Origin of the sequence: Aerococcus sp. UMB7834, assembly GCF_030215145.1 — a bacterium.
Classification (GTDB): Bacteria; Bacillota; Bacilli; order Lactobacillales; family Aerococcaceae; genus Aerococcus.
The window spans coordinates 22,889-47,012 of the sequence record NZ_JASOLI010000003.1 but is presented as its reverse complement, the minus strand read 5'-3'; the positions used below and the strand labels follow the sequence as shown (position 1 = coordinate 47,012).

Genomic DNA, 24,124 nt, shown 5'->3' with positions numbered 1-24,124 from the left:
GCGAGAGGGTCAGGACACGCCCTCCGAGCACTCATATGGAAAAGAGAAAGGAAATGATCACATGAAATTAGATAAAAAATTACTCATCGCCCTAGGACTAATTGGTGCAGGTAGCTTGGGAGTCGGGGAAACCGTCCAAGCCGATGACTTCGATGACGATTACGATGACTATGAAGATTATGAAGTTGATGACGACTGGGACGATTACGACACTTATGATGACGGTTTTGACGATGACGCTTACGACGATATTTACGACGGTTATGACGACGATGTCTATGATGACGACCTAGATGATGATGATGACGATTACGACGATATCTACGACAGTTATGACGATGATGATCAGGATGACGACTTAGACGATGACGATTACGACGACATCTACGACGGTTTTGACGATGATGATCAGGATGACGACTTAGATGATGACGATTACGACGATATTTACGACGATTATAACAATGATGATCAGGATGACGATTACGACGATATATGCGACGGTTATGACGATGATGATCAGGATGACGACTTAGACGATGACGATTACGACGATATTCATGACAGTTATGACAAAGATGACCACGATGATGACCTAGACAATGACAGTTATGACGATATTCATGACGATTTTGACAACAAGCAGGATAAGGCTAAGGAAAGCCGCCCTATCCCTGTTGCAGAAGTTACGCCCCTTGCTAGTGAAGAAACCGTTGATTTAAGCAAGGCTAAGCCGGAATTTAATTTCATTCCAACGGCTGAAGCCAGCACCCAAGAGTCAGCAAGCACTGACGCGAACCAAGATCCAGCTGCAGTAACTACGCCAAATGCTGATGCAGTGACCCTAGCTAACCAGACCACGACTTCGCTCAGCCAGGCTATCAGTAAACATTTCCACGACTTGGTTAACCAGGAGCGGACCCAACAAGGCTTAGCGCCTTTAGCCTATCAAGATAGCTATCAAGCCGCAGCCGACAACCGGACCCAGGAAATTATCGATAGCTTCTCCCATACCCGTCCTAATGGTCAAGCTTTCAATACGGCTAATGGTTTTGAAACAACCGGTTCTTATGTGGGTGAGAATATCCAGCAGACTTATGCAAGCCCAGGCACTTCAGCCGAAGCTATTGCCCAAGAGCTTTTTAACAATTGGAAGAATAGCCCTGGCCACTATGCCAATATGATCGATGCCAATTATAAGGGCCAGTCGCTCGGTCTAGAATTCATCGATAATGGTGACCATACCCTCATCTATTCGGCACAAATTCTTGGCCAATAACCCTTAGTCCCTGCTTTCTTCTGTACTTTCTTTTATAATAGGGTTAAGAAAAGCAGTTAAGGGAGGCCAGTCACAGTGAACCAGAAGAAGAAAAAAAACCAAGCTGCCAAGATCGAAAAGGTTAAGAAGCGTGCTCTTGAAGGAATGCGCCAGCCTTTTCGCCAGAAGTCAGCCGAAGAGATTCAAGTTGAGATGCGGCGCCAGGTCCATTATGGTTTGAAGGTTTATGTCAGCCAATGGGGGATACCCTCTCCCAGCTCGCCCTGGCTTCAGGTCGGGATGTTGTCGACCTTGTCCACGATAACCAGCTCGACTATCAAGACCGGATAGATACGGGGAGTCTGATCGAGGGCGTCCTGGATGACTTAAACGACAAGGTGGCGGAGGAAGAAAGTCAGGAAACTGATGAGGACACTACTGAAAAAGATCCCCTCCTCGGTCCCGAACTAAGCTTAGCGAGTGAACAACCCAGCGTCCGCTTGAGTCCCGAGCCGGCCCGGGGAATTGCACCTGGCAAAGATGAGGAGAAGACAAGTATGACATATAACTTATTTGATGCAATTAATCAGGAGCGTCAACGCCTAGGGCTCCATGCCTTGAAAGAGGCCAGCGACCAAGGCGGCTTTATCCGCGCCTTGAACGACCAAGCTGTTCTCTATAGCTACCAAGACGCTAACCAGGACTTGGTGACGGAAATCAAGGTTCACGTGGAGACGGAGGACGTAACGACTGAGGAAGAAGCGTTAGCGGCAGGTTGGGGGCTCTTAAAAAGCCAGCCCCTGCTCTACCAACAAGTTACCCAGGCCCTCTACCGCAGCCATTACGCCAGCCTCCAGCCCAAGCGTGATGGATACACGCTCATTTATGGTTTAAAAACTTCTGAATAACAAAGAAAGCACAGCTGAACTTTGGACCAGCTGTGCTTTTTTGTTGGAATTGATCGAGGAAGCCTAGATTCATGTGTATTGGAGATTGGCGGACGGCAGCAACTTGCGGATGGAGAGGGTGCTTTGCAAGTTGCTCAACGCCAACTCGCAAAGGAACCGGGAATTCGCAAGTTAGGCATGACCAAGTCGCAAAGAAGGCCTCCATTCGCAAGTTAACTCGAAGCTACTTGCTAACGAAGGCTTCCTCTGCAAGTTCACTAATCACCGCTTAAATTCAATAGCGAAACGTCTGCTCACTAGCATCATCCCCAAATTAAAAAAGAGGCTGGGACAAAAGTTCCAACCCCTTTACAAAATTTTTTTCAAAACCTGCTCCAAAAGTCAGCTCTGACTCCACTTCGCAAAGGCTGGTCGAGCCTCTAACAAGGCTCTTCCACCCTTTGTTCCAGTGGTTCAGAGCCGAACGACTTTTGGCGCACTCTCTCTATCAAGTCTAAGCCTTTTCGCCCATATCCTTAACTTTGATCATCCGGGTCTTGGTTGACCGTTCGTCTTCTTCGAGCTTGGCTTCGATGTAGTCGATGGTTTCCTGGGTGTCAGGAATCATTCGATACTCGAGGGCGTTTACCCGACGACGGGTACTTTCGATTTCGTCTGCCATGAGCTGGCAGGTTTTTTCGATTTCACTGAGTTCGAGTAGGCGCGGCATCACTTGAGTCATGGTTTCAATCGCTTCGTCCAATTCGCTTGAGGTGTTCAAGTAACCATAGGCAAATTTTTCATTTTCACTTTCTTGCTCTTCGGAGTAATGGAACTGCATCTTAGGGACATCAACGCTCATGATGTTTTCCTTGTGCATTTCCAAAGAGACTTCTTTGGTTGGAATTGCGACGAGTTCATCAATGAAGGACTGGTTCATCAATGACGACGCAAGGACAAAATTTTGAAGGGCGCCGGAGAGTTGGGCTTCAACTTCCTCGCGCAATTCGTTATTTTGGCGGATCAAATCGATAAACTGACGCATCAGTTCGTCCTGCTTATCTTTAAGTAATTTATGTCCGCGTGTCGCTACGTCTAAACTTTTCTTCAGGTTGCGCAATTCCATCCGCGTCGGTTTGACATTTAACGCGTTGGCCATTTAGCATCACGCTCCTTCAGATTCAGTTTCAGCGTCTTTTGGATAGTATTTCTCGATCAGTTTGTCATTAATCCGGGTTAATTCGGACTTAGGCAAGATGGCGAGGAGTTCCCAAGCTAAATCTAAGGTTTCAAAGATGTCACGGTTGGTGTTGAAGCCTTGGTTGACATATTCTTCTTCAAAGCGCTCAGTGAACTTGAGGTAGAGCTTGTCGGTATCAGAAAGGGCAGAGTCCCCGAGTACGACCGCCAATTCCTTAGCTTCCTTACCCTTGGCATAAGCTGAGAACAACTGGTTCATGGTGTTGGCGTGGTCTTCACGTGTCTTACCTTCCCCAGTCCCCTTGTCTTTCAGACGAGATAGGGATGGCAACACGTTGATTGGTGGCCGAACCCCATTGTTGTAGAGCTCATGGTCTAAGATAATCTGACCTTCTGTAATATAACCGGTCAAGTCAGGGATTGGGTGGGTAATATCGTCTTCCGGCATGGTTAAGATCGGAATCTGAGTTACCGAACCATTAGCCCCGCGGATCCGTCCAGCACGTTCATAAAGGGTTGACAGGTTGGTATAGAGGTAACCTGGATAACCCCGACGACCAGGCACTTCACGGCGGGCAGCGGATACTTCACGCAAGGCCTCGCAGTAGTTGGTCATATCGGTCATGATAACGAGGACGTGCATATCTTTCTCATAAGCCAGGTATTCCGCAGCTGTTAAGGCAATCTTAGGGGTTGCCAAACGTTCAATGGCTGGGTCATTGGCTAGGTTGATGAACATGACAGAACGATCAATCGCCCCTGTTTCACGGAAGGAATTTTCGAAGAATTGAGCTTCCTCGAAAGTTACCCCCATAGCGGCGAAAACTACCGCAAACTGTTCATCGTCATTGAGCACGCTCGCCTGACGGGCAATCTGAGCAGCTAACTCTTGGTGGGGAAGACCAGAACCCGAGAAGATTGGTAACTTTTGCCCACGGACCAAGGTATTCATATGGTCAATGGTAGAGATACCCGTTTGGATAAATTCATCGGGGTAGTCACGGGCCATAGGGTTAATCGCTGTCCCGTTGATATCACGCATTTCATCTGGGATAATCGCAGGGCCATCATCATTGATGTTGCCCAGTCCGTCAAAGGCCCGACCAATCATGTCTTCGGATACACCGAATTCAAGCGGGCGCCCTTTGAAGCGAACCTTGGTATCACGTAGGTTGACACCTGCCCCGCCCCCATAAATTTGGACAACGGCACGGTCTTCCTGAATTTCTAGGACCTGGCCCACCCGGCTTTCACCGGTTTGCATTTGGATTTCAACCAATTCATCGTAGCCGACTCCCTCAACGTCATCGACAATCATCAGAGGGCCGTAGACATCTGTTACGGATTTATATTCTTTTAACATTATTCAGCCCCTCCCTTTTGTACAAGATCACGCATGGCAGGATTAATCTCGTCCTTCAATTGGTCTAATTGGTCGAGGTCATCTTCATGGGTGTATTTCATCCGTGAGATGCGCTCGCGAATGTTTTGCGTCCCCTTCATGATTTCGTCATAGTAAGCGCCGACTTCCATCGCTTCACGCGCTTCATGCTCGAAGGTTAAGATAATGTCTAGCATCTTGAATTGCTTATCGAAAGATGTGGTCGCATCAACATCATCGAATGAGTTTTGTTGCAGGTAGGCTTCACGAACCATAGCCGCTACAGCCAAGGTCAAACGGTCACGCTCAGACAAGGAGTCAATCCCGACTAAACGAACAATTTCTTGTAAGCCATCTTCTTCCTGAAGGGTCGACATCGCGCTACCGACCATTTCTTGCCAATTCGTGTCTGTGGCTTCGGAAATTCCTTGAGTCACATCATCAAGATAGAGTGAGTAGGAGTCTAACCAGTTAATGGCTGGGAAGTGACGTTGTTGGGATAGGCTGGAATCCAGACCCCAGTATACCTTCACCACACGGAGGGTATTCTGAGTAACTGGTTCAGAAGTATCCCCGCCTGGAGGTGACACCGCACCGATAGCTGTAACAGCACCTGTCCGGCCTTGACTCCCTTGAACTTCAACAATCCCGGCACGTTCATAGTATTCAGCAATCCGTGAACCTAGGTAAGCTGGATAACCTTCGTCCCCTGGCATTTCTTCCAGACGACCAGACATTTCACGGAGCGCTTCGGCCCAACGTGAGGTTGAGTCGGCCATGATAGCGACAGAATAGCCCATGTCACGGAAGTATTCCGCAATGGTAATCCCGGTATAGATTGAGGCTTCACGCGCCGCAACCGGCATATTGGAGGTATTGGCAATCAATACGGTTCGTTCCATGATAGACTTGCCGGTATTGGGGTCGATCAATTCTGGGAATTCGTTAACAACGTCCGTCATCTCATTCCCACGTTCCCCACAACCAACATACACTACGACATCCGCATCTGCGAATTTTGCGATTTGGTGTTGGAGAACTGTCTTACCAGCACCGAAAGGCCCTGGGATGGCAGCGGCGCCCCCCTTAGTAATAGGGAAGAAGGTATCGACTACCCGCTGGCCGGTGGTCATAATGCTATCTGGTAATAATTTCTTCTTGAATGGACGGCCGATACGAACTGGCCATCTTTGAGAGAGGCCATAGCTCTTCTCTTCACCGTGCTCATCACGGATGACATAGACCGTATCATCTAAATCGTATTCGCCAGAAGCAATCTTAGCAATTGTTCCTTTGACCCCATTTTGAACCATGATCCGGTGTTCAATCACTTCACCTTCTTGGACGGTCCCGACGATGTCACCAGCTTCAACGCTGTCACCTTCTTGGACAGTGGCTTCGAAATGCCATTTGTTCTCACGGTCAAGTGGGTCAACATGGGCCCCACGTACCAAGTAATTGGAGCCTGTTTCTTCCATAAAGTCTTCGAGTGAGCGTTGGATCCCATCGAACATACGTGTTAAAAGTCCTGGACCGAGTTCTACTGATAAGAGCTCCCCGGTTGGGCGCACTTCTTCTCCTGGGGTTAAACCAGAAGTTTCTTCATAAACCTGGATAGACGCAACATCACCGTGCATTTCGATGATTTCGCCCATGAGGTTCAAGTCGCCAACGTAGCAGATTTCCTGAACGGCAGCGTCTTCCATGCCGGAAGCTTTAATCAGTGGACCAGAAACTTCTACTATTTTCCCTGATTTCAAATCTTTTCCTCCCTCTAATGGTTGTTTCACTGAGATGGCTGGACTTAGAGGATATTCTGTCCGACAGCCTTCTCAACATTATCTTGGACACGTTTCTTCCCAATGCCGAGACTTCCCTTGTGTGAAGGAATTAAAATCACAGCAGGTACGACTTGGGTGTCGTAATGGGAAATGGTGTCTGGTATCTGTTCAGCGATCGTTTCGGTAAGATAGATGATACCGTATTCGCTCTTTGCTAATTCATCGACTTGCTTACGGGCTTCCTGGCCGTCGTTAACGGGGAAAGCATCGAAGCCGATCAATTGAAAAGGAATCACGACATCTTTTTCACCGACGACTGCAATTTTATGAGCCATAGATAGGTCGCATCCTTTCCTTAATTGCTTGTTCGTCTAAGTCATTGGCCTTGCCGACTAAGATCAAACGGATATTAGTAATTTCATTCTCTTTGAAATACAAGTAAGCTAGGGCTGGTAGGGGACCGAATGCCTCCAATTGGGCCAGCTTCATTTCTTCTGCTTCAGTTTCTTCAATCCGACCTTCTAATTCCACGACACTGGTGCTGCCATCTTCATGCAAGGCATTAGCTAAGTTCCCCCCGTAGATGAGGGACTTGTAGGCCTGGGCAATGGCCGCGTGATTGTGGGAGACCGCATAGTTGATAATTTCATCGCTATCCAGGGTCCCCTTGTCACTTAAGACTGCCCGCATAAAGCCCTTAGACCGCCCTTGCTGGATGGCCCGAACGAGCATAGACAGGTTGGCAAAGTCAATCGTCATATCGGCCAGTCGGTCCACACCTGGATCATCGATTTCATCCGCTAATTCCCGCATATTATCGAGATAGGCAGAATCTAAGATGATCGAGATGGCATCGTAAGAATGGTAATTCTCAAAATTCTCGCGCACATCGCGGATGCCTTGGATCATGGATTGGTCGAAACCCTCGCCATCTCCGGTACGCACTGCCCGGCGCAAGCTTTCAATGCTGTGCCGGCCAATGGGGAGGTAGATATCCGAGAAGTCACGCTCTGCATACCACTCCTTGAAGAGAACCTTCAAATTATGGTATTCGTAGCGCAAGGCGTAGAAGTCAACCACACGTGGATCTGGTGTGCTTGCGTAGAGGTCATTATAGGCCCGACGCAAGTCCGCCATTAAGAAAGCATCGAAGTCTCTTGTTTCTTCAATGTCCTCTGGTAAGTTGTAGTCCGTCTTACGCAAGACATTGAGCGCCTCGCTTAAAGAAGTTGCCTGTAACATGGCGTTGTAATCCGACGCTTGCAAAAGACTGGTCTCTTGGACGCGGACGGAAACATTCAACCCAGCATATGCTGTATTTTCCATTTCGACAACTCCTTTCTAATTAAATGCGCGTTTGGAAATTTCGGCAGAAAGAGCTTCCTCTTGTTCCTCGATCAGTTGGTCAAAAGTAAAGTTATAGTCCATCCCCTCTTGGGAGAGAATGAAGCCGCCTTGACCGCGTAAGTTTTGGTCAGCGCGCTTCAAGTTCGGATAGTCTCCTTGAAGTTGGGCTAAACCTTGGTCGGTCAATTGTTTTTCTGATTTCGAGCCAAGCTGTAAGACAGTCGCTTGGTCTGTATTTAATTGTGATAGAGCACCTTTGACAAATTCGATAAACTCATTTTCTGGAAGTTCCGTCAATCTTGTCACAGCTTCGGTATAAACCGTTTGGATCAAGTCTTGCTTCTTGGCTAAGACTTGGTTGCGCATTTGGTTGTTGTAACCTTGCTTCTTGCGGTCCAGTTCGCGCGCCGCCTGGTCATTTAGGGACGCCTTCTTATCTTCAGCATCTTTTTGGATGCGCTTCTCACGAGCGGCTGTGTCTTGCTCAAGCTTTTCTTTGCCCGATTTGAACTTGGCATCTTCCTCCTGGCTAATCTTAGCGAGGACATCCTGAGTTAAATTTTGAATGGTTGCCATACAGTGCCTCCTTTCCTCTATATATTATCTATTGGTTGATCATGCCGCTGGAGTATGCTCCAGCCAGGCACTAGGCTGCGAGAGCTGGCCTAGGCCAGCTCTGACTTTGGTCACACTCTCTGATTAGCCTTGGATTTGTAGAACTAGGAGTAGAGACATAACGAAAGCTAAGATTGCGTAGGTTTCCACCATAACGGCGTAAACAATTGCGTTAGAAACGTTTTCTGGGCGTTTCGCTAAGATTTGCATACCTGCAGCAGCAGTTTGACCTTGGTATTTAGCTGAGATCCAACCAACAATCCCGATAGGAAGAGCGGCCATTAAATAGAGAAAGCCTTGTTGTAAGCTTAATTCATTCCCTAATTGTAAGTAGATCATGAAACCAACCACGAAGCCGTATAAACCTTGGGTACCAGGTAGGAGCTGCAAGATCAAGGATTGGGCGAATTTTTCAGGTTGGTCTTTCACTAGGGCGGCAGCGGATTGACCGGCTTCACCAACACCGCGGGCAGACCCCATACCTGAGAACATTACGGCAACTGCTACGCCTAGCATAGCGAAGATTGCGCCACCATTTTCAACAAAAAAGCTTATCCAGTTTTCCATTACTATACCTCCGTATTATATATTGTGTCTATTTGTCAGAGTTATTCAAACGTACATATTTCTCTAGGGTATTGATTGGGCTGAAGGCCCGGCCGTCCCCTTCATAGAACTTACCGAAGAATTCTACGAAGATCAAACGCAAACCGTGAACGTAACCACTCAGAACTGAGAGGAACAAGTTAAAGGATTGCAAGGCGATAATCAATACGATCCCAATCGTGAAACGAATTGGGGCTGGGAAGAAGCCAACAAGCATGTTGAAGGCCATGGCGATGGATCCCCCAGAGATCCCCAGCGCCATCAGACGGGTATAGGAAACTAGGTCCCCAACATAGCCTGAAATCCCATAGATATTGTAGAGACCTAGCCCAGCTGCCAGGAGCTTCTTATCTTGGAAGATAACAGGGACAATAATCATTCCGGCAAAGCCGATAATGGATACCCATTTCCCAATGGTTCCAACTTCTGGCATCCCAGCCATAGCACCAATCCCCCAGGCACCTAGGCCAAGTAGGATCAGGATCCAACCTAAGCCATCGCTGTAAGCTGATTCCATATTGCCCCGGCGCACTTCAAGATAGATCTTAATGCAGAGGGCAACTAAGATATGAATCAAACCGATCACAACAGAGGCTGCCATGATCAAGATCGCATCGCCTGTTGGATCGACAATCCCTGTTGGAATCGACTCCCCAAAGAAGGAACCGTAGAGCAGACCCACGAGCATGGTGGGGTAGGATAGGTAATGGCCGAATTTGACCATGTTTCCTGCACTCCCATGCAGGTCCATCACCTTCATGGCGACTAGGGTACCTAACCAAAGTACCAAGCCGTAACCGAGGTCCCCCATCATCATCCCGAAGAAGAGTAAGTAGAAGGGGGTAATAAATGGTGTCGGGTCAATCTCCCGGTAGTTGGGTACCCCGTACATTTCGGTAATCATTTCAAAGGGCGCGTTCAGGGCATTATTCTTAAGTTTTGTGGGGACTTCGTTATTGTCGATCGCTTCTTCTGTAATCTCTTCTTCCACGACAACAAAGTTATCTGCCCCAATACTGGCTTCCAGTTTCTGGATGAGCGCGTCATAGTCCTCTTCGTCAGTCCAACCACTCAGTAAGATTAAATAATCATTATCATAAGTCAATTGGACAGCCAAGGCATGTTGTGAGCGGTTATAGGTCTCTTCAGCGACTTGTTCCACTAAAGGAATCTTAGCTTCTAGAGTCTGGAGCGCCTGCACCACTTCTTCCTCTTCCTTGATAAGTGACTTACGCTTGTCTTCCAAGTTCTGGAAGGCTGTTTCTGGACCTTCTTCATAAGGATAATCGAAAGGCTGGAAGTGGTATTGAGCCAGTCTCCCCTGGAAGTCTTCAGCTTGAGACTTGCGGGTCACAGCTACCACCCCAATTTCGTCCTCATTGGAGAAGGCTTCTAATAAGGAAATATCCTCATCTTTTGTATCTTCCTTAAGGGCATGCCACTGGCTGCTTGAGCTATCGTTAGGGACAGTCCCCAAGGAAACGGCAAAGTGGTCCAGTTGATAAAGCTCGGCTGGGTTCACATCCAAGCTCCGCCAGTTAGAAACAGCAGACTGTTCATCTTCCACTGTTTCCCGGGTGGAGATAATGTTTTCCCGTTGATTGTAGAGTTTTTCGACCTCTTCAATTAAAGTCTGGCCTTGGTCCAGGTCCACTTCTTGGTGGAGACCTTCTAGACTAAAGACAGGACGCTTATGGGTGAGCTTCTCCATCATGGACCGATCTTTAGCATAACGGGATAGGATCACTAAAGCCCGCTCTGCTCTTTGGTAGAGATCATCATATTGGACATAGTCTTCAGATTTCACTTGTGCCGCATCAACCGCATCTTCAGCATCTTCCCTAGGCAGGGCCGACACTTCGACACTCTGCAAGGCCTGTAAGTTTCTCACCAGGTCTTCCTTTAGTGCAGGTTTCGATACAATCGACAACTTCTTCATTTTAGCTATTGCCATATGATTTTCTCACCTCCTCAACAACATATGCGACCAAATCCTCTTTGTTCTCGTCAAATTTTTGACCGAGGCCTTGAATTTGGCCCTGATTTTCTTCATCTGCTTGTGCTTGGTATTCGGCATAGGCTTGATCAAGTTCGGCCTTCTTGTTGGCCTTGAAATCAGCCACTTCAGCATCTTTTTCTTCTGTTAGCGCTTTTAATTTTGCTCGATATTCGTGACGTAATTGCTCTAACTTGGCTTCAAAATCTGCCTTAATGCCCTTAGCTTTTGCTTCTGCATCAACAACCTGTTGAATCGTTTGGTTCGCCAATCGCTCCACCCCCCTTATAAGAATCATTATACCTTATCTTCTACTACTAAGCATAGCCTGACAACAACTAGCCGCTCTTTTAAGAATAATTAGTGCAAGTTGTTTTCTTCCTTTCGAGGCTTCCGTGACGCCCGCTTACGCTGCTTACGCAATTCTCTAAAAAAAGACGTCAACATCTCGCTGCAGGCTCTTCCTAAGAGGCCGCTGGTCACTTCAACTTGATGGTTAAAGCGCTCATCAGTGACAAGGTTCATCAAAGAACCTACTGTGCCGCCCTTGGGATCATAAGCCCCGAAATAAAGATGTCGAATCCGCGATAGAATAATTGCCCCGCTACACATTGGACAAGGTTCTAAAGTGACATACATATCACAATCCATCAGTCGCCAATTATCCAAATAAGCGTTAGCTTCACGAATGGCCTGCATCTCCGCATGGCTCGTAGCATCATTGGACTGCTCGCGCAAGTTATAGCCGCGTCCAATCACTTGGCCATCTTTAACGACAATCGCACCAATCGGCACCTCGCCTAAAGCTTCCGCCTTCTTGGCTTCCGCTATGGCCAAACGCATAAAGTCTTCATGCTGCAAACAACCACCTCAAATTCGGAATAATCAAGCAGAGCCAGCATGAAAAGTTTCTGCTTGGCTCTCAATTTGGAAGGGGCTATTCGCCTTCCATAGATTTCAAAAGATATGTTCCCACAATTATTACTTTACGATAATCTAAGCCATTGGTCAAATTATTTCTTTCTCAAAAAACGATATTTTATCGTCTTTAAAGCCCTTCCAGAAAATAAAAGCAGCCCCTGACCCAAAGTTCAGAGGCCGTCATATAATAGGAAAGTTTCGACTTCTTCTGCTTCCTCAGATGATTTATTTAAGCCGACACGTCTTGCAAAGAACTTAAAGATTCTTTACTTTTCATTTCTAAAAAACTAATTTTTGTATTTATTAACCGAGACTGTGACAAACATCGCTTAGGCCTGGACTTTTGTCTCACCCATTGATTAACCACTTCAATCATCAATCCCGGGACTGGCTTGGTAGCTGTGCTTGGCTTGGGGCCAGTTCAATCCCACATGGTCCTTAACTGCAGCATAGGCCTGGTCGATCCGGTCTCGGACAGCTGGATCAACTTGGTCGCGGTAAGGCCCGCCAGCTACGAAATCATCGAGGATATAAGTTTGATAGAGGTATTGCTTGCGATTAAAGGTCTGGGAATAGGTCCCCAGGTCTTCCCGAGCGACCCAACTCGGCCGAGCTTGGGCCTCCTTGATCCGGGTCTTGTCCCCCTTCTTTTCAAAAGTCAGATCCATCAAGACCCCGCGCTCGGTCCAAATATTACCCTCCATGGTTTCCGCGCGCTGGTTGGAGAGGAAGTTACCCATGGAATAAATAATCAGCTTCTTATCCCCTCCACGGTCGATCACTTCAGCAGGTTCAATGACATGGGGGTGGCCACCCAAGACCACATCCGCCCCCCAGGCTACCATCTTATGGTAGCAATCAATTTGTTCCTGGGTCGGTTCCAAGGCATACTCCACTCCCATCTGAGGCATGACGACGGTCACATCTGCTACTTTCTCAGCACGCTCGATTTCTTGACACATCTTCTCTTCGTCGAGGTCAGAGAGGCAAGAGGCATAGTCACTAGGGCTCAGACCCGCCTCCAGCCCATTGAAGCCGTAAGCATAGGCAAGAAGAGCAATCTTGATCCCATTGACTTCCTTGACCAAGATATCAGCATCCTGGCGGGACGTCTCTGGATAGACTCCCAGGGGCGTCATCCCGCGTTGGCTGAAGCTAGCTGCCGTTGAACGGAGGCCCTCGAGTCCCGAATCTAAGATATGGTTATGGGCCAGGTCCACCACATCATAGCCCGTATCCGCCATGGCATCAGCCACCGCTTCAGGCGCATTGAAAAGCGGGTAGCCGACCAGGGGCTTGCTAGGATCAATCGTCCGTTCAAAGTCCGCCAAGCTGAGATCAGCCTGCTGAATCCAGGGTTTAACATAAGTAAAATTGGGATAGAAGTCGAAAGAGCCGTCGACCTGGGCAGCGCTAGCAAAGATCGGGTCATGGTAGAGCAAGTCGCCATGGGCCATGATGCGCGCTTCATGGACGGTCTCTGCTTGCGGCTTAGTCAGAGGACTCGAAGCCGTCTGGCAACCCGCTAAAGCCAATAGGGCAAGCGTTAAGGCGCTGCGAATAAATTGATGCTGGATAGTTTTCATCACTTTCTCCTTTAAAGCTTGTTTAAGCAAAGAAAAAAGCCGCTAGCTTCCGCTCCCACAAACTCTGCTGCGGCTCTGTCTTGACTGATAAGGGACTTACTGCTTGCGGTAGTCTTGCAGCTTCTCCCGACCAAAGCGGATGGACTGGTCAATGACCGCCACGCTTTGGACTAATTTTTCTTTTTCCCATTCGTTGAGTGGAATCTGGAAGGTCCGAACAACCCCTTGGCGGCCAATCTGAGCAGGCAGGCTGAAGGTTACCGCTTGGTCGAGGTCATAAATGCCTTGGCCACAGAAGGTCCCGACAGGCAGGATCGTCTCTTGGTCCAGGACAATAGTCGTCAAGAGTTCCACCGCTACCCGGGCAATGGCGGCATCCGTCACACCCGCCTTATCCATAAAGACATCATAAGCCGATTGGACAACTTCCTCTGTCAATTGGTCAACATCGAGGGGGCTAATCCCTTCAAAATAATCGCTCAGCTGGTCAAAAGGGATCCCCTGAACATTGAGATGACTGCAGGCTGCAAAAGAAGACATGCCGTGCTCCCCTAGCATATAGCCTGTCACTGACTTGGGATCGATACCGTAGTGCTCAGCCACCGCATAGCGCAAGCGGGCTGAATCCAGCATAGTCCCCGTCGATAGGACCCGTTCCTTGGGGTAATGATATTCTGTCACTGCTAGATGGGCCAGGGTATCAACAGGATTGGAGATAAAAACCAGGATGGCTTCCCGGGTGTGTTGGCTGATTCCTGACATCACATCATCCAGGACCGGAATATTATCTAATAAAAGATCCTGACGTTCAGCCGGAATTTCATCTTCGTAGATATGGGTTGCAGCAACTACAATCACATCCGCATCTGCTAAATCACTGTATTCACCGGCATAGACCTTCACATGCTGGGTCGAACCGAGTCCCATAGCATGGCGCTCATCGAGGGCTTCCCCTGCCGCCTTCTCTTTTTTCTCATCAATCAAAACAATTTCAGAGAAGAGATTGGCGGCCAACACATTGGATAAAATTTTGGACCCGACAAAACCTACCCCGACAATGCCTAATTTCTGGCCATAAATTGCCATTTGCAGTCACTCCTTTATGTTATTAATAGGTCAATTATAGCACAGATTAAGGGGATGATGAGAAAGTTTTAATTTTTAAGCATAGGTTCGACTTGGCAAAGTCGGAATGATTTCGCAAAGACAGAAGCTTCTTCACTTCACACGATCGAAAGGCGCAAGCACAGCTTGCTCTTTTTCGTTCGTGTCCCAATGGTAAGCTTCTAAACGTCTTTGCTCTTACCTTAAATAAAAAGAGGCTGGGACAAAAGTTCCAGCCTCTTTTTAAATAGTGAACATTTTTTCAAAAACCTGCTCCAAAAGTCAGGCCTGACATCCACTTCACGAACTATGAGAAATCGTTAGTAAACGATTTCTCATAGTTCGCTCCAGTGGTTCAGGCCTGATCGACTTTTGTCACACTCTCTTATAACCTTAAACAGTTCTTTTTCCAGTCTTGACCATTGAGTCATCGTTCAGACACTCACCAAGACGGTTGGATCTAATCATCTGACCGGAAAGAGTCAACCAATTGGTAAAGGTCTGATGCCCGATCTTTCCACTTACCGGCTGAAGAATCATCCGAAAAGAAGGGCAACTTATCGACCAAGTCTTGTCCATGGGCCTTGCCCTTCTTGCCCACCGTATCTAGCAAGTTACTAAAGGTCGATTCATTATCTTCTTCAAAAAATGCAACAGCAGCTACCGCTGTCACTGCAGCGAGAGAACCTAATACAAAAAGTCCCGCCTTTGTTTTCTTATCCATACCATCCACCTCACTTCTTCTGTTTCTAGCATTATACCATACAGGCTTGGCAGCTGAAAAGTTTGCCCCTGGAAAGACGAATAAAAAGAGCTGGCGCCGGGCCAACTCTCTTCACATATCATTTAGCTTATGGGGTAGTGCCTCCTGGCTGGTCAACCCACACTTTATAGTCTCGTGTGGGGATTGAAAGCTGCTAACACACACTCCGTTAGCCTGATTGTGGGTTCATTTCTATCAGTCCACAGTCAACGGGCTTGTTTGAGTGTTCAGCTAACCGCCTGCCCTCTCACCCTGATAGTCGGGTTCGAGAATGCAGAAAGGGCTCCTCTTCGCAAAAGGACGTCGAAGGCTTGTAGCCTTCTCTGTCCTTTTACTCCAGAGCTCCCTTTCTCCCGCATCCTCTCTCACCCTGTGTAGTCGGGTTCGGTCGCACAGAAGTGGTTCCTCTTCACAAAGCGCCGTCGAAGACTTTTAGTCTTCTCTGTTGCTTTGCTCCAGAGGTCCACTTCTACCCGTGCGCCCTCACACCCTGGACTAGTCGGGTTCGCAAAGGCAGAAAAGGAGTGACTTTAGCAAAAGGGAACGACCGGCTAAAGCCGTTCTTATCCCTTTTGCCTCCAGTCATCCTTTTCTAAACGCCTTTGCTCACACCCTGGACTTTCGATAGGCTTTCTTTTTCTTCGCTGCCGTCTTCGTGTTGGATGCGAATGTAGAGTTTGCCTTGGCGTGAGCCGATGGTTAGGCGGTCGCCTTCTCCGACGGCTTGGGATAGGATGAGGTCGCTGAGTGGGTCTTCGATTTGGCTTTGGATTTCCCGACGCACGGGACGGGCTCCGTATTCTGGACTAAAGCCTTTTTCAGCGAGGACTTTGATGGCGCCGTGGGTGAGACGGAGGTCAATACCTTGTTGGGCCAATTGTTCGGCCATGGCATCTGTAAATTTGCTGACGATTTCGCCCACTTGTTCTTGGTTCAGGGAGTGGAAGACGATAATTTCATCCACCCGGTTGAGGAATTCGGGACGGAATTGTTGCTTCAATTCTTCCCGGATACGTTGGCTCATCCGGTCATAGTCATGGCTGACGGACTCCTGACCAAAACCGACTGTCTTCTCATCACGCAGGGCGGTTGCTCCGAGGTTTGAGGTCATGATAATGATGGTATTGCGGAAATCCACCATCCGGCCTTTGCTATCTGTGATGTAGCCATCATCGAGGATTTGCAAGAGTAGGTCAAAAATATCGGGATGGGCCTTCTCCACTTCATCAAAGAGCACGACTGAATAAGGGTGTTGGCGTACTTTTTCGGTCAATTGACCCCCTTCGTCATAGCCCACATAGCCTGGGGCAGAACCAATCATCCGGCTGGTTGAGTATTTTTCCATAAATTCGGACATATCGACCCGGATCAAGTGGCGTTCGGAACCGAAGAGCTCTTCGCTCAGGCTCTTGGCTAATTCGGTCTTCCCGACCCCGGTTGGGCCTAGGAACATAAAGGAACCGATAGGCCGGTTGGGGTCTTTGATCCCGGAATGGGCCCGGCGTACAGCACGAGCCACCGCATTGGTCGCCTCATCCTGGCCTTTGACCCGACGGTGGAGGCGTTCCTCCAAGGCTAAGATCTTCTGATTTTCCGTTTCGGTGAGCTGGCTAATAGGGATGCCGGTCCATTGAGCAATGATTGCGGCAATCTCCTCTTCGCCGATCGATAAGTTATAGTTTTGCTTTTTCTTCTTACGCTTGGTCTCTAACTTATTGAGGGCTTCTTCCAGCTCTTTTTGCTTGGCATGGAGCTTGGCAGCCTCTTGGAAGTTCTGCTCAGCCACACACCTTAGCTTGGCTTCTTCGAGTTGCCGGTAGTCGCGAACCAAGTCCTGACTCTTGCCAGCTTGGTCCGTTTTCCCTTGGGCATCCAGGCGTTTGGTTGCTGCGGCTTCATCCATCACGTCGATGGCTTTGTCTGGTAGGAAGCGGTCGGAAATATAACGCGCACTTAAATTGGCTGCTGCGTCAATAGCTTCATCGGTAATCGTCACTTGGTGGAAGTCCGCATAGGCTTGGCGGATGCCGGCCAGGATGGACCGGGTTTCTTCAATTGTCGGTTCATCAACTTGGACTTTGGCAAAGCGCCGTTCTAGAGCAGCATCTTTTTCAATATACTTCTGATATTCATTAAGGGTGGTTGCCCCAATCACTTGAACTTCACCGCGGGCTAGGGCGGGTTTAAGGATATTGGAAGCATCCATTGTCCCTTCTGCCCCGCCAGCTCCGATAAGGGTATGCAATTCGTCGATGAAAAGAATGACCTGTCCATCTTGGATGACTTCCTCAATCAGATGTTTCATCCGGTCTTCGAATTCACCCCGGTACTTAGTTCCCGCAATCAAAGAGCCCATGTCGAGCATCATCAAGCGCTTGTTCTCTAAGCTTTCGGGGACTTGTCCACTGACAATGGCCTGGGCTAGGCCTTCCGCAATAGCGGTCTTACCTACACCAGGTTCGCCCACGAGGACAGGGTTATTCTTAGTCCGGCGGCTGAGAATCTGGAGGATGCGTCGAGCTTCTTTTTCCCGACCGATGATGGGGTCAAGTTGGCCATTGTGGGCCCGTTTGGTTAAATCCTTGCTGACTGCATCCAAGGTTGGGGTCTTACTCTTGTGAGGATCAACTTTCCCTTGTTTCTTGCGTCCCCCCCTATCTAAAGGCAGGCCGAGCATCTGGTAGATGTCGCGGCGGATAATATCTGGATCCGCCCCTAAATTCCGTAAAATACGGGTAGCTAGGACTTCTTCTTGCATGAGAGCCAAGAGGATATGTTCGGTCCCTACTAAGGAAGCCCGATTCTTCTTAGCTTCTTCCGTACTGAGGTAGAGCACTTTGTTGGCACGGGGGGAATAGACAGGCTCGCCTAATTCATTATAAGGATCTTGGCCTGAACCATAGCCCACTACGAACTCGACCTCTTCCTTAAGGGTTTCATAGTCATCAATATGAGGGCTCAGGACCGCATGGGCGATGCCATCAGGTTCGGCTAGAAGACCCATCAAGAGGTGCTCTGTCCCAATGGCATGGTGGCGGAAATCCTTCGCCGCATCTAAGGCATAGGCTAAGGCTTTCTGGGCTTTTTCCGTATAGATTTCTTTCATGGTCTAAACTCCAATCTTCGCGCAGTTTAATGATCGTATTTCAACTTACGAAGCACATTCGTTAAGATCAAGGCGCGTAAGGAATCGGCTTGGTTCACATGGGCCATGACGTCCTTGTCTAAGCTCGCATAGATCAAGCGCGCTTCCAACTTCGTAAGCAAGTCATTCTTGTGTAAATTACTAATAATTGCTTGGGCGTCCTTATCTGATAATTCGTCGCCAATCAGCTGAATCATCGAATCAATATAGTCCGCCTCATCAACTACCGTCATCTTAACGATACGAATATAACCACCGCCCCCACGTTTACTCTCCACATGATAACCATTCTGAGGAGTAAAGCGGGTATTAATGACATAGTTAATTTGTGAGGGAACACACTCGAAGCGTTCAGCGATTTCACTCCGCCGAATTTCAACATTCGACGACTCCTGTAAGACTTGTTTCAGGTAGGCTTCTATTATATCAGACATGTTTTTATTACGCATTTTTAATCACCTCTAGTCTGACTAAGTTTGACATTCAACTTTATCATACCGAATTTTCAGCCAAGCGTCAATATTTTTGTCTTTCAAAACTTGACCAAACCAAGCTTTTGCCCCGGTCTGATCGGCTTTAGACCAGCTAATTTTTAAAGCGCTTTCTCTTTACAATTTCATGAAATCATGCCATTCTTAAGAAGAATTGTGTATAATAGAAAGCGTGCAATCTTATGCAAATTTTAAAGGAGGCAGTGGGATGACGAATGAGTCATATGTCGCAATTATCGGCGGCTTAAACATGGATATTGCAGGGATTTCTGGTCCCATGTACCGGGAGCGTGATTCCAACATTGGCCACATCTACCTGAGCCCAGGGGGTGTCGGCCGTAATATCGCGCACAATTTAGTGCAATTAGAGGTACCGACCTATCTCGTGACCGCATATGGTGATGATGATTTTGGTTTACTAGTTGAAAAATCATGTCGAGAATTAAATATTTCCCTCGATTATGCAGAGAAATTAGAGGACGAACACACCTCAACCTATCTCTATGTTACAGATAGCGACGGGGATATGATTACCGGTGTCAACGATATGGATATCGTTAAATGTATCACACCAGACTTCTTGGCCGACCGCCTGGACTTCTTAAACCAAGCCAAGATTTGTGTCATCGACGCCAATATCTCCCGGGAAACGATTGAGTGGATTGTTGATCATGTCGAGGCGCCCCTCTATGTAGAGCCTGTATCAGTAGCCAAGGCGGCACGTTTCGAAGCGGTCTTAGATCGGATCGACACCATCAAGCCCAACCAATATGAAGCAGAACTCTATACGGGTATCAAGATCCTTGACGAGAAAACAGCCCGTCAAGCTGCCGAAAAACTGATAGAGCTTGGCGTCAACAATGCCTTCATCTCCCTAGGTGCCAAGGGAATGGTCTGTGCCAACTCAGAAGAAACCCACTATGTCCCAGTGCTAGAATCCGACGTGATTAGCGCGAACGGCGCAGGTGACTGTGCTATGGCAACCATTGTCTGGGCCAACTACCACTACGGCCATGAACTGGACATTAAGGAAGTGACCCAACTCGCCCAAGCTGCAGCGAATTTAGCAACCAGCACCATGCACTCGGTCTACGAAGACCTGTCAATATCAGCTGTTGTTAAACGTGCCCAAGATTATAAACAATAGGAGGAATATACTGTGGGAATTATTCGGAATTTAATTGGGATCCTGGTCATTTTAGCACTGGCTGCCCTCTTATCCTATGATCGTTCAAAGATCACAAGTAAAATTAAAAATATCGCCATGATGTTTGTCGCTATGTTGGTCCTCACCTTCATCTGCCTCAGGACCTCAGCAGGGATCACTGCTCTGGAAGGCATTTCCAACTTCTTCAGCTGGCTGATTGCCCAAGCCCAAGGTGGGATTAGCTTCGTCTTCGGCGGCATCGTCATCGAAGAAGGCGCTTCAGTCTTCTTCTTCAACGTTCTTTTGCCCCTGGTCTTCATTTCAGCACTGATTGGGATCTTGAACTATATCAAAGTTCTCCCCTTCATCATGAAATGGGTTGGAAAAGGGATCAACTTCATTACCGGTATGGGAGAAGTCGAAAGCCAATTCGCTATTTCAACAGCTGTACTCGGGAACACCTCAGCTTTTATTTCGATTAAAGAAATTATCCAAGGCATGGACCCTCGCTCCCTCTTCACCATCTGCTTGTCTGGGATGTCTGCAGTCGGAGCTTCAACCCTAGCTGCTTATATGCAAATGATTCCTGGCGAATATGTCGTTGTAGCAGTCTTCTTAAACATCTTCGCTGCTCTAGTTATCACCAGCATCATGAACCCTTACGAAGCGGAAGAAGTCGAAACTGGCGAAGAATTTGAACTACTAGAAGAAAGTGCAGAAGACAAAGGCAACTTCTTTGACATGCTCGGTTCATACATCACTGATGGCTTCAACCTTGCTATTATTATCGCTGCCATGGTGATTGGTTTCGTATCCTTGATCACCTTCCTGAACTCCATTGTTGAAGGAATCTTCGGCATCACCTTCACCGAAACCATGGGCTATGTCTTCTCACCCTTGGCTTTCATTATCGGGATTCCAAGCGAAGACATTGTTAAAGCGGGGAGTCTCATGGCGACCAAGCTATTGACCAACGAATTCGTTGCTATGGGTGAATTCCAAAGTCTCCTAGGTGGGGCTAGCGCTAAGACCCAAGCTATGGTTGCCACCTACCTGGTATCCTTCTCCAACTTCGGTACCATGGGGATTACCCTCGGCGCCATCAAGGGCATTAGTGAGAAGCAATCCAAGGTCCTTTCCCAATCTTTAGTTAAGGTCCTCTTGGGTTCAATTCTCTCTTCCCTACTCGTAGCCAGCGTAGTCGGTCTCTTCTTCTAAAAGTAAAATAAAGCACAGTAAAAGCGATCGCTCCACTGCCCATAGATTGGGCAGTGGAGCGATCGCTATTTTAATTGTTAGCCATCAACATGCAAGCGATGTGAATTACGGCTAGTAGGCGTCAACCGTACAGGCCCAAACCTGCTCCAAAAGTCAGCTCTGACTCCACTTCACAAAGGCTGGTAGAGCCACTCACAAGGCTCTACCAGCCTTTGCGGACAGTTGCTATAGCTGTTCGAAGCGCAGCGAGTTACAGATATAGTATGCGTTAGCTGGCTCAGGGCTGAACGACTTTTGTCACACTCTCATTTTTATCCCATTCCACATACAAAAAAGACCTTACAGAAGGTAAGGTCTTAATCGAGTCGGGAAAACAGGATTCGAACCTGCGACCCCTTGGTCCCAAACCAAGTGCTCTACCAAGCTGAGCTATTTCCCGGTATGCACCCAGCAGGATTCGAACCTGCAACCGCCTGATTCGTAGTCAGGTACTCTATCCAGTTGAGCCATGGGTGCGTATAAAATTATAATGCCGAGGACCGGAATCGAACCGGTACGGTGTGTAACCACCGCAGGATTTTAAGTCCTGTGCGTCTGCCAGTTCCGCCACCCCGGCCTATTAACAAGCAGATCCATAAAAAACAAATAAGCGGAATACGAGATTCGAACTCGCGACCCCCACCTTGGCAAGGTGATGTTCTACCACTGAACTAATTCCGCGTGATATACATGCCGGCTAAAGGTCTTGAACCCTCGACCCTCTGATTACAAATCAGATGCTCTACCAACTGAGCTAAGCCGGCATCAAATTCATATTCGAATTTGTTATGATCCGTGGGAGGCTCGAACTCCCGACCCTCTGATTAAAAGTCAGATGCTCTACCGACTGAGCTAACGAATCAAAGTTATGGAGGATGAGGGGTTCGAACCCCCGACATCCTGCTTGTAAGGCAGACGCTCTCCCAGCTGAGCTAATCCTCCATGTCGGTAAGTTGTTTTCTAACAACTATTATATAATATCACGAGATTTGATTTTAGTCAATAGTTTTTTTGACATTTTTAAGCTCTCATCCCAAAGAACTGTTCTCTCGTGACCACTTGATAAGTATAGCACAGTTCTTTGGTTTTAGGCAAGAGCTTTTTTGATTTTTTCTAGAATTTTTCCTTCAATTGCCCGAATTCAGTGAAGTAGTGGGGATAGGCCAAATAGGTACAGAGGATACTAGCCACTGCCCCGCAGGACAAGATCATGAAGTAAACCATAATCTGATACATAATTGCCTGGAGAGGCATGGAGCCAGCCATCATCATCCCGGTCATCATGCCAGGTAAGGTCACCAGGCCCAGGGTCCGCATTCCATCGATGGTCGGTTGGAGGGCCCCTTTGATGGTATCATGGATGATCGACCAGGAGGCCTGCTTGGTAGAGGCGCCGAGAGCCAGCTTCTCAAAGACTTCTTGACGGCGGGCATCGAAGAGAGTGTGCATATTGTTAAAGCATAGCCCAACAATCTTCATTCCGTTACCAGCCAGCATGCCGGTAATCGGAATCATCTGCTGGGGTACAAATTGCAGGGTGCCAGATAAGACCAAAATTAGCACCGATAGTCCAATCCCCGAAAAGATCGCTATTAGGGAAATCTTAAAGGCATTGCTTAGACCCTGGGCACGCTTCTTGGCGTTCCAGGCTGAATTAAAGATCATGATCCCCATCGCTACCAGGGTCACCCAGAAGCTATCGATCTGGAAGACATAGGTCAGGATGTAACCAACCACAACTAATTGGACAATCATACGCACAACTGCAACCAACATATCTTTATTGAGGCCCAGCTTCTCCTTATAAGAAATCGCCAGCGCTACCAAGACGAGGACGAAGGATAGGGCTAGAGAAGTGGGACTAATGACGAGTTCATGGGTCATGACTTACTTCCTCCTTCCTGCAAGTGACCATCCACTAAGTAGAGAGACCGGTCGGCCATGTCTTGGTCTTCTGGCCGGTGGGAAATCCAGAGCAGGGCCATGCCCCAGCGATCTGCCTCAGCCAAAATAAGCTGCCAGACCGCCTGGGCAGAAGCTTCATCCAAAGAAGAGACAACCTCATCCAATAAGAGGATCTTGGGCGGGAAAACCAGGTGGCGGATCAAGGCCAGACGCTGACGCTCGCCCCCTGACAGGGTCTCCACCCCTTGGTCATCGGTCAGGTCAGCTAAGCCCAGAGCCGCTTTAAGCATCGCTAAACGGTCCTGGTCCAGGGCCTTCTGATGGGCCTCGGCGACGAAATCAAAGTTATCCTGGACGCTTTTACCAAAGAGGACGGGATTTTGAACGCAATAAGAAACGTCTTGGCGGTAGCTTTGGTAGTCATAGTTTTGGGCTGCTTTGCCCTGGTAAGTGATTTGGCCGCTATCTTGTCTAAGCAATTGGGCGATAATCTTCAGGATGGTCGATTTGCCACTGCCTGAGGGGCCATTAATAGACAGAGACTCTCCCGCTTGGACTTGGAGATTAATCTTGTCTAGGATCTGCCGGCCATCCCTAGCATAAGAGATATCCGTCAATGTTAGCATAGCCATCAACCTTTCTGGGTATTTTCTCCATTATAACGAAAGATTCGGCCAAATAAAAATAATAAATCCGACGTGAATTTTGCCATTTTTCGTTTATATATGAGTAAG

21 protein-coding genes and 7 tRNA genes are annotated in these 24,124 nt (G+C 48.0%); 4 read left to right on the top strand and 24 right to left on the bottom strand.

All coding sequences use genetic code 11. The annotated features are described in order from the left end of the window. The first annotated feature begins 61 nt into the window (after window positions 1-61). Window positions 62-1,279, top strand: coding sequence for a CAP domain-containing protein (locus QP339_RS02950; protein WP_284910350.1), 1,218 nt, complete (start codon window positions 62-64; stop codon window positions 1,277-1,279). A 236-nt stretch (window positions 1,280-1,515) separates the two neighbouring features. Continuing rightward, window positions 1,516-2,166 carry a hypothetical protein gene (locus tag QP339_RS02945; protein WP_284910349.1) on the top strand — a complete coding sequence of 217 codons (651 nt, stop codon included), beginning with the start codon at window positions 1,516-1,518 and terminating at the stop codon, window positions 2,164-2,166. 493 nt (window positions 2,167-2,659) lie between these two features. Here the strand turns inward: QP339_RS02945 and QP339_RS02940 are convergent, their stop codons facing one another. The 15 genes from QP339_RS02940 to QP339_RS02870 form a co-directional block, all read right to left on the bottom strand. Beyond that, window positions 2,660-3,304, bottom strand: a complete 645-nt coding sequence (locus QP339_RS02940) for a V-type ATP synthase subunit D (protein ID WP_070620091.1) — start codon at window positions 3,302-3,304, stop codon at window positions 2,660-2,662. A gap of 6 nt (window positions 3,305-3,310) precedes the next feature. After that, on the bottom strand, window positions 3,311-4,708 hold the full coding sequence (locus QP339_RS02935; RefSeq protein ID WP_284910348.1) for a V-type ATP synthase subunit B: 1,398 nt from the start codon (window positions 4,706-4,708) through the stop codon (window positions 3,311-3,313). Next, window positions 4,708-6,486 carry a V-type ATP synthase subunit A gene (locus QP339_RS02930; protein ID WP_284910347.1) on the bottom strand — a complete coding sequence of 593 codons (1,779 nt, stop codon included), beginning with the start codon at window positions 6,484-6,486 and terminating at the stop codon, window positions 4,708-4,710. Before QP339_RS02930 ends, QP339_RS02935 begins: the two co-directional genes overlap by 1 nt. Before the next feature lie 44 nt (window positions 6,487-6,530). Continuing rightward, entirely contained in the window at window positions 6,531-6,842 is a 312-nt protein-coding gene (locus QP339_RS02925; protein WP_070620100.1) for a V-type ATP synthase subunit F, read from the bottom strand. Continuing rightward, complete coding sequence (locus QP339_RS02920; protein WP_284910346.1) at window positions 6,832-7,833, bottom strand: V-type ATPase subunit; 1,002 nt, start codon at window positions 7,831-7,833, stop codon at window positions 6,832-6,834. Before QP339_RS02920 ends, QP339_RS02925 begins: the two co-directional genes overlap by 11 nt. Before the next feature lie 15 nt (window positions 7,834-7,848). Beyond that, window positions 7,849-8,430 (bottom strand): V-type ATP synthase subunit E, encoded by a 582-nt coding sequence (locus QP339_RS02915; RefSeq protein ID WP_284910345.1) that lies wholly within the window; start codon window positions 8,428-8,430, stop codon window positions 7,849-7,851. A 123-nt stretch (window positions 8,431-8,553) separates the two neighbouring features. Continuing rightward, on the bottom strand, window positions 8,554-9,036 hold the full coding sequence (locus QP339_RS02910; protein WP_070620109.1) for a V-type ATP synthase subunit K: 483 nt from the start codon (window positions 9,034-9,036) through the stop codon (window positions 8,554-8,556). Window positions 9,037-9,064: 28 nt separating this feature from the next. Beyond that, entirely contained in the window at window positions 9,065-11,029 is a 1,965-nt protein-coding gene (locus tag QP339_RS02905) for a V-type ATP synthase subunit I (protein ID WP_284910344.1), read from the bottom strand. Continuing rightward, a complete protein-coding gene (locus QP339_RS02900) occupies window positions 11,016-11,342 on the bottom strand; it encodes a hypothetical protein (protein ID WP_067974142.1) in 327 nt (108 codons plus the stop codon). The genes QP339_RS02905 and QP339_RS02900 overlap by 14 nt, the downstream gene beginning before the upstream one ends. Window positions 11,343-11,431: 89 nt before the next feature. After that, on the bottom strand, window positions 11,432-11,932 hold the full coding sequence (gene tadA / locus QP339_RS02895) for a tRNA adenosine(34) deaminase TadA (RefSeq protein ID WP_256374741.1): 501 nt from the start codon (window positions 11,930-11,932) through the stop codon (window positions 11,432-11,434). A 428-nt stretch (window positions 11,933-12,360) separates the two neighbouring features. Continuing rightward, a complete protein-coding gene (locus QP339_RS02890) occupies window positions 12,361-13,578 on the bottom strand; it encodes a CapA family protein (RefSeq protein ID WP_284910343.1) in 1,218 nt (405 codons plus the stop codon). 96 nt (window positions 13,579-13,674) lie between these two features. Further along, entirely contained in the window at window positions 13,675-14,664 is a 990-nt protein-coding gene (locus QP339_RS02885) for a lactate/malate family dehydrogenase (RefSeq protein WP_284910342.1), read from the bottom strand. 478 nt (window positions 14,665-15,142) lie between these two features. After that, window positions 15,143-15,406, bottom strand: a complete 264-nt coding sequence (locus QP339_RS02880; RefSeq protein WP_067974136.1) for a hypothetical protein — start codon at window positions 15,404-15,406, stop codon at window positions 15,143-15,145. Window positions 15,407-16,037: 631 nt separating this feature from the next. Then, complete coding sequence (locus QP339_RS02875) at window positions 16,038-18,551, bottom strand: ATP-dependent Clp protease ATP-binding subunit (RefSeq protein ID WP_284910341.1); 2,514 nt, start codon at window positions 18,549-18,551, stop codon at window positions 16,038-16,040. A 26-nt stretch (window positions 18,552-18,577) separates the two neighbouring features. After that, complete coding sequence (locus QP339_RS02870) at window positions 18,578-19,039, bottom strand: CtsR family transcriptional regulator (protein WP_067974128.1); 462 nt, start codon at window positions 19,037-19,039, stop codon at window positions 18,578-18,580. 250 nt (window positions 19,040-19,289) lie between these two features. Between QP339_RS02870 and QP339_RS02865 the strand changes: the two genes are divergently transcribed. Next, window positions 19,290-20,228, top strand: a complete 939-nt coding sequence (locus QP339_RS02865) for a carbohydrate kinase family protein (RefSeq protein WP_284910340.1) — start codon at window positions 19,290-19,292, stop codon at window positions 20,226-20,228. A 12-nt stretch (window positions 20,229-20,240) separates the two neighbouring features. Then, window positions 20,241-21,446: a NupC/NupG family nucleoside CNT transporter gene (locus QP339_RS02860; protein WP_070620131.1), complete on the top strand. Its 1,206-nt coding sequence runs from the start codon at window positions 20,241-20,243 to the stop codon at window positions 21,444-21,446. A 365-nt stretch (window positions 21,447-21,811) separates the two neighbouring features. Here QP339_RS02860 and QP339_RS02855 read toward each other — a convergent pair. The 9 genes from QP339_RS02855 to QP339_RS02815 all read right to left on the bottom strand — a co-directional run bounded on the left by QP339_RS02855 (window position 21,812) and on the right by QP339_RS02815 (window position 24,016). Continuing rightward, a tRNA-Pro gene (locus tag QP339_RS02855) sits at window positions 21,812-21,885 on the bottom strand. 3 nt (window positions 21,886-21,888) lie between these two features. Beyond that, window positions 21,889-21,962 (bottom strand) — tRNA-Arg (locus tag QP339_RS02850). Window positions 21,963-21,976: 14 nt separating this feature from the next. Then, window positions 21,977-22,062 (bottom strand) — tRNA-Leu (locus QP339_RS02845). Between the two features lie 32 nt (window positions 22,063-22,094). Continuing rightward, window positions 22,095-22,166: transfer RNA gene (locus QP339_RS02840), tRNA-Gly, on the bottom strand. Between the two features lie 10 nt (window positions 22,167-22,176). Next, a tRNA-Thr gene (locus tag QP339_RS02835) sits at window positions 22,177-22,249 on the bottom strand. Between the two features lie 25 nt (window positions 22,250-22,274). Continuing rightward, window positions 22,275-22,347: transfer RNA gene (locus QP339_RS02830), tRNA-Lys, on the bottom strand. 7 nt (window positions 22,348-22,354) lie between these two features. Next, window positions 22,355-22,427, bottom strand: a tRNA-Val gene (locus QP339_RS02825). 171 nt (window positions 22,428-22,598) lie between these two features. Then, the gene (locus QP339_RS02820; protein WP_284910339.1) at window positions 22,599-23,369 is read right to left on the bottom strand and encodes an ABC transporter permease; all 771 of its coding nucleotides are present in this window, start codon (window positions 23,367-23,369) and stop codon (window positions 22,599-22,601) included. After that, complete coding sequence (locus QP339_RS02815; RefSeq protein ID WP_284910338.1) at window positions 23,366-24,016, bottom strand: ABC transporter ATP-binding protein; 651 nt, start codon at window positions 24,014-24,016, stop codon at window positions 23,366-23,368. The genes QP339_RS02820 and QP339_RS02815 overlap by 4 nt, the downstream gene beginning before the upstream one ends. Window positions 24,017-24,124: the final 108 nt, after the last annotated feature.

Bases quoted from the DNA above. Each gene is read 5' to 3' on its own strand.
- QP339_RS02820 (WP_284910339.1), bottom strand. From the start codon at position 23,369: ATGACCCATGAACTCGTCATTAGTCCCACTTCTCTAGCCCTATCCTTC.
- QP339_RS02950 (WP_284910350.1), top strand. From the start codon at position 62: ATGAAATTAGATAAAAAATTACTCATCGCCCTAGGACTAATTGGTGCA.
- QP339_RS02815 (WP_284910338.1), bottom strand. From the start codon at position 24,016: ATGCTAACATTGACGGATATCTCTTATGCTAGGGATGGCCGGCAGATC.
- QP339_RS02915 (WP_284910345.1), bottom strand. From the start codon at position 8,430: ATGGCAACCATTCAAAATTTAACTCAGGATGTCCTCGCTAAGATTAGC.
- QP339_RS02870 (WP_067974128.1), bottom strand. From the start codon at position 19,039: ATGCGTAATAAAAACATGTCTGATATAATAGAAGCCTACCTGAAACAA.
- QP339_RS02865 (WP_284910340.1), top strand. From the start codon at position 19,290: ATGACGAATGAGTCATATGTCGCAATTATCGGCGGCTTAAACATGGAT.
- QP339_RS02920 (WP_284910346.1), bottom strand. From the start codon at position 7,833: ATGGAAAATACAGCATATGCTGGGTTGAATGTTTCCGTCCGCGTCCAA.
- QP339_RS02875 (WP_284910341.1), bottom strand. From the start codon at position 18,551: ATGAAAGAAATCTATACGGAAAAAGCCCAGAAAGCCTTAGCCTATGCC.
- QP339_RS02890 (WP_284910343.1), bottom strand. From the start codon at position 13,578: ATGAAAACTATCCAGCATCAATTTATTCGCAGCGCCTTAACGCTTGCC.
- QP339_RS02935 (WP_284910348.1), bottom strand. From the start codon at position 4,708: ATGTTAAAAGAATATAAATCCGTAACAGATGTCTACGGCCCTCTGATG.
- QP339_RS02945 (WP_284910349.1), top strand. From the start codon at position 1,516: ATGGGGGATACCCTCTCCCAGCTCGCCCTGGCTTCAGGTCGGGATGTT.
- QP339_RS02925 (WP_070620100.1), bottom strand. From the start codon at position 6,842: ATGGCTCATAAAATTGCAGTCGTCGGTGAAAAAGATGTCGTGATTCCT.
- QP339_RS02880 (WP_067974136.1), bottom strand. From the start codon at position 15,406: ATGGATAAGAAAACAAAGGCGGGACTTTTTGTATTAGGTTCTCTCGCT.
- QP339_RS02885 (WP_284910342.1), bottom strand. From the start codon at position 14,664: ATGGCAATTTATGGCCAGAAATTAGGCATTGTCGGGGTAGGTTTTGTC.
- QP339_RS02940 (WP_070620091.1), bottom strand. From the start codon at position 3,304: ATGGCCAACGCGTTAAATGTCAAACCGACGCGGATGGAATTGCGCAAC.
- QP339_RS02905 (WP_284910344.1), bottom strand. From the start codon at position 11,029: ATGGCAATAGCTAAAATGAAGAAGTTGTCGATTGTATCGAAACCTGCA.
- QP339_RS02910 (WP_070620109.1), bottom strand. From the start codon at position 9,036: ATGGAAAACTGGATAAGCTTTTTTGTTGAAAATGGTGGCGCAATCTTC.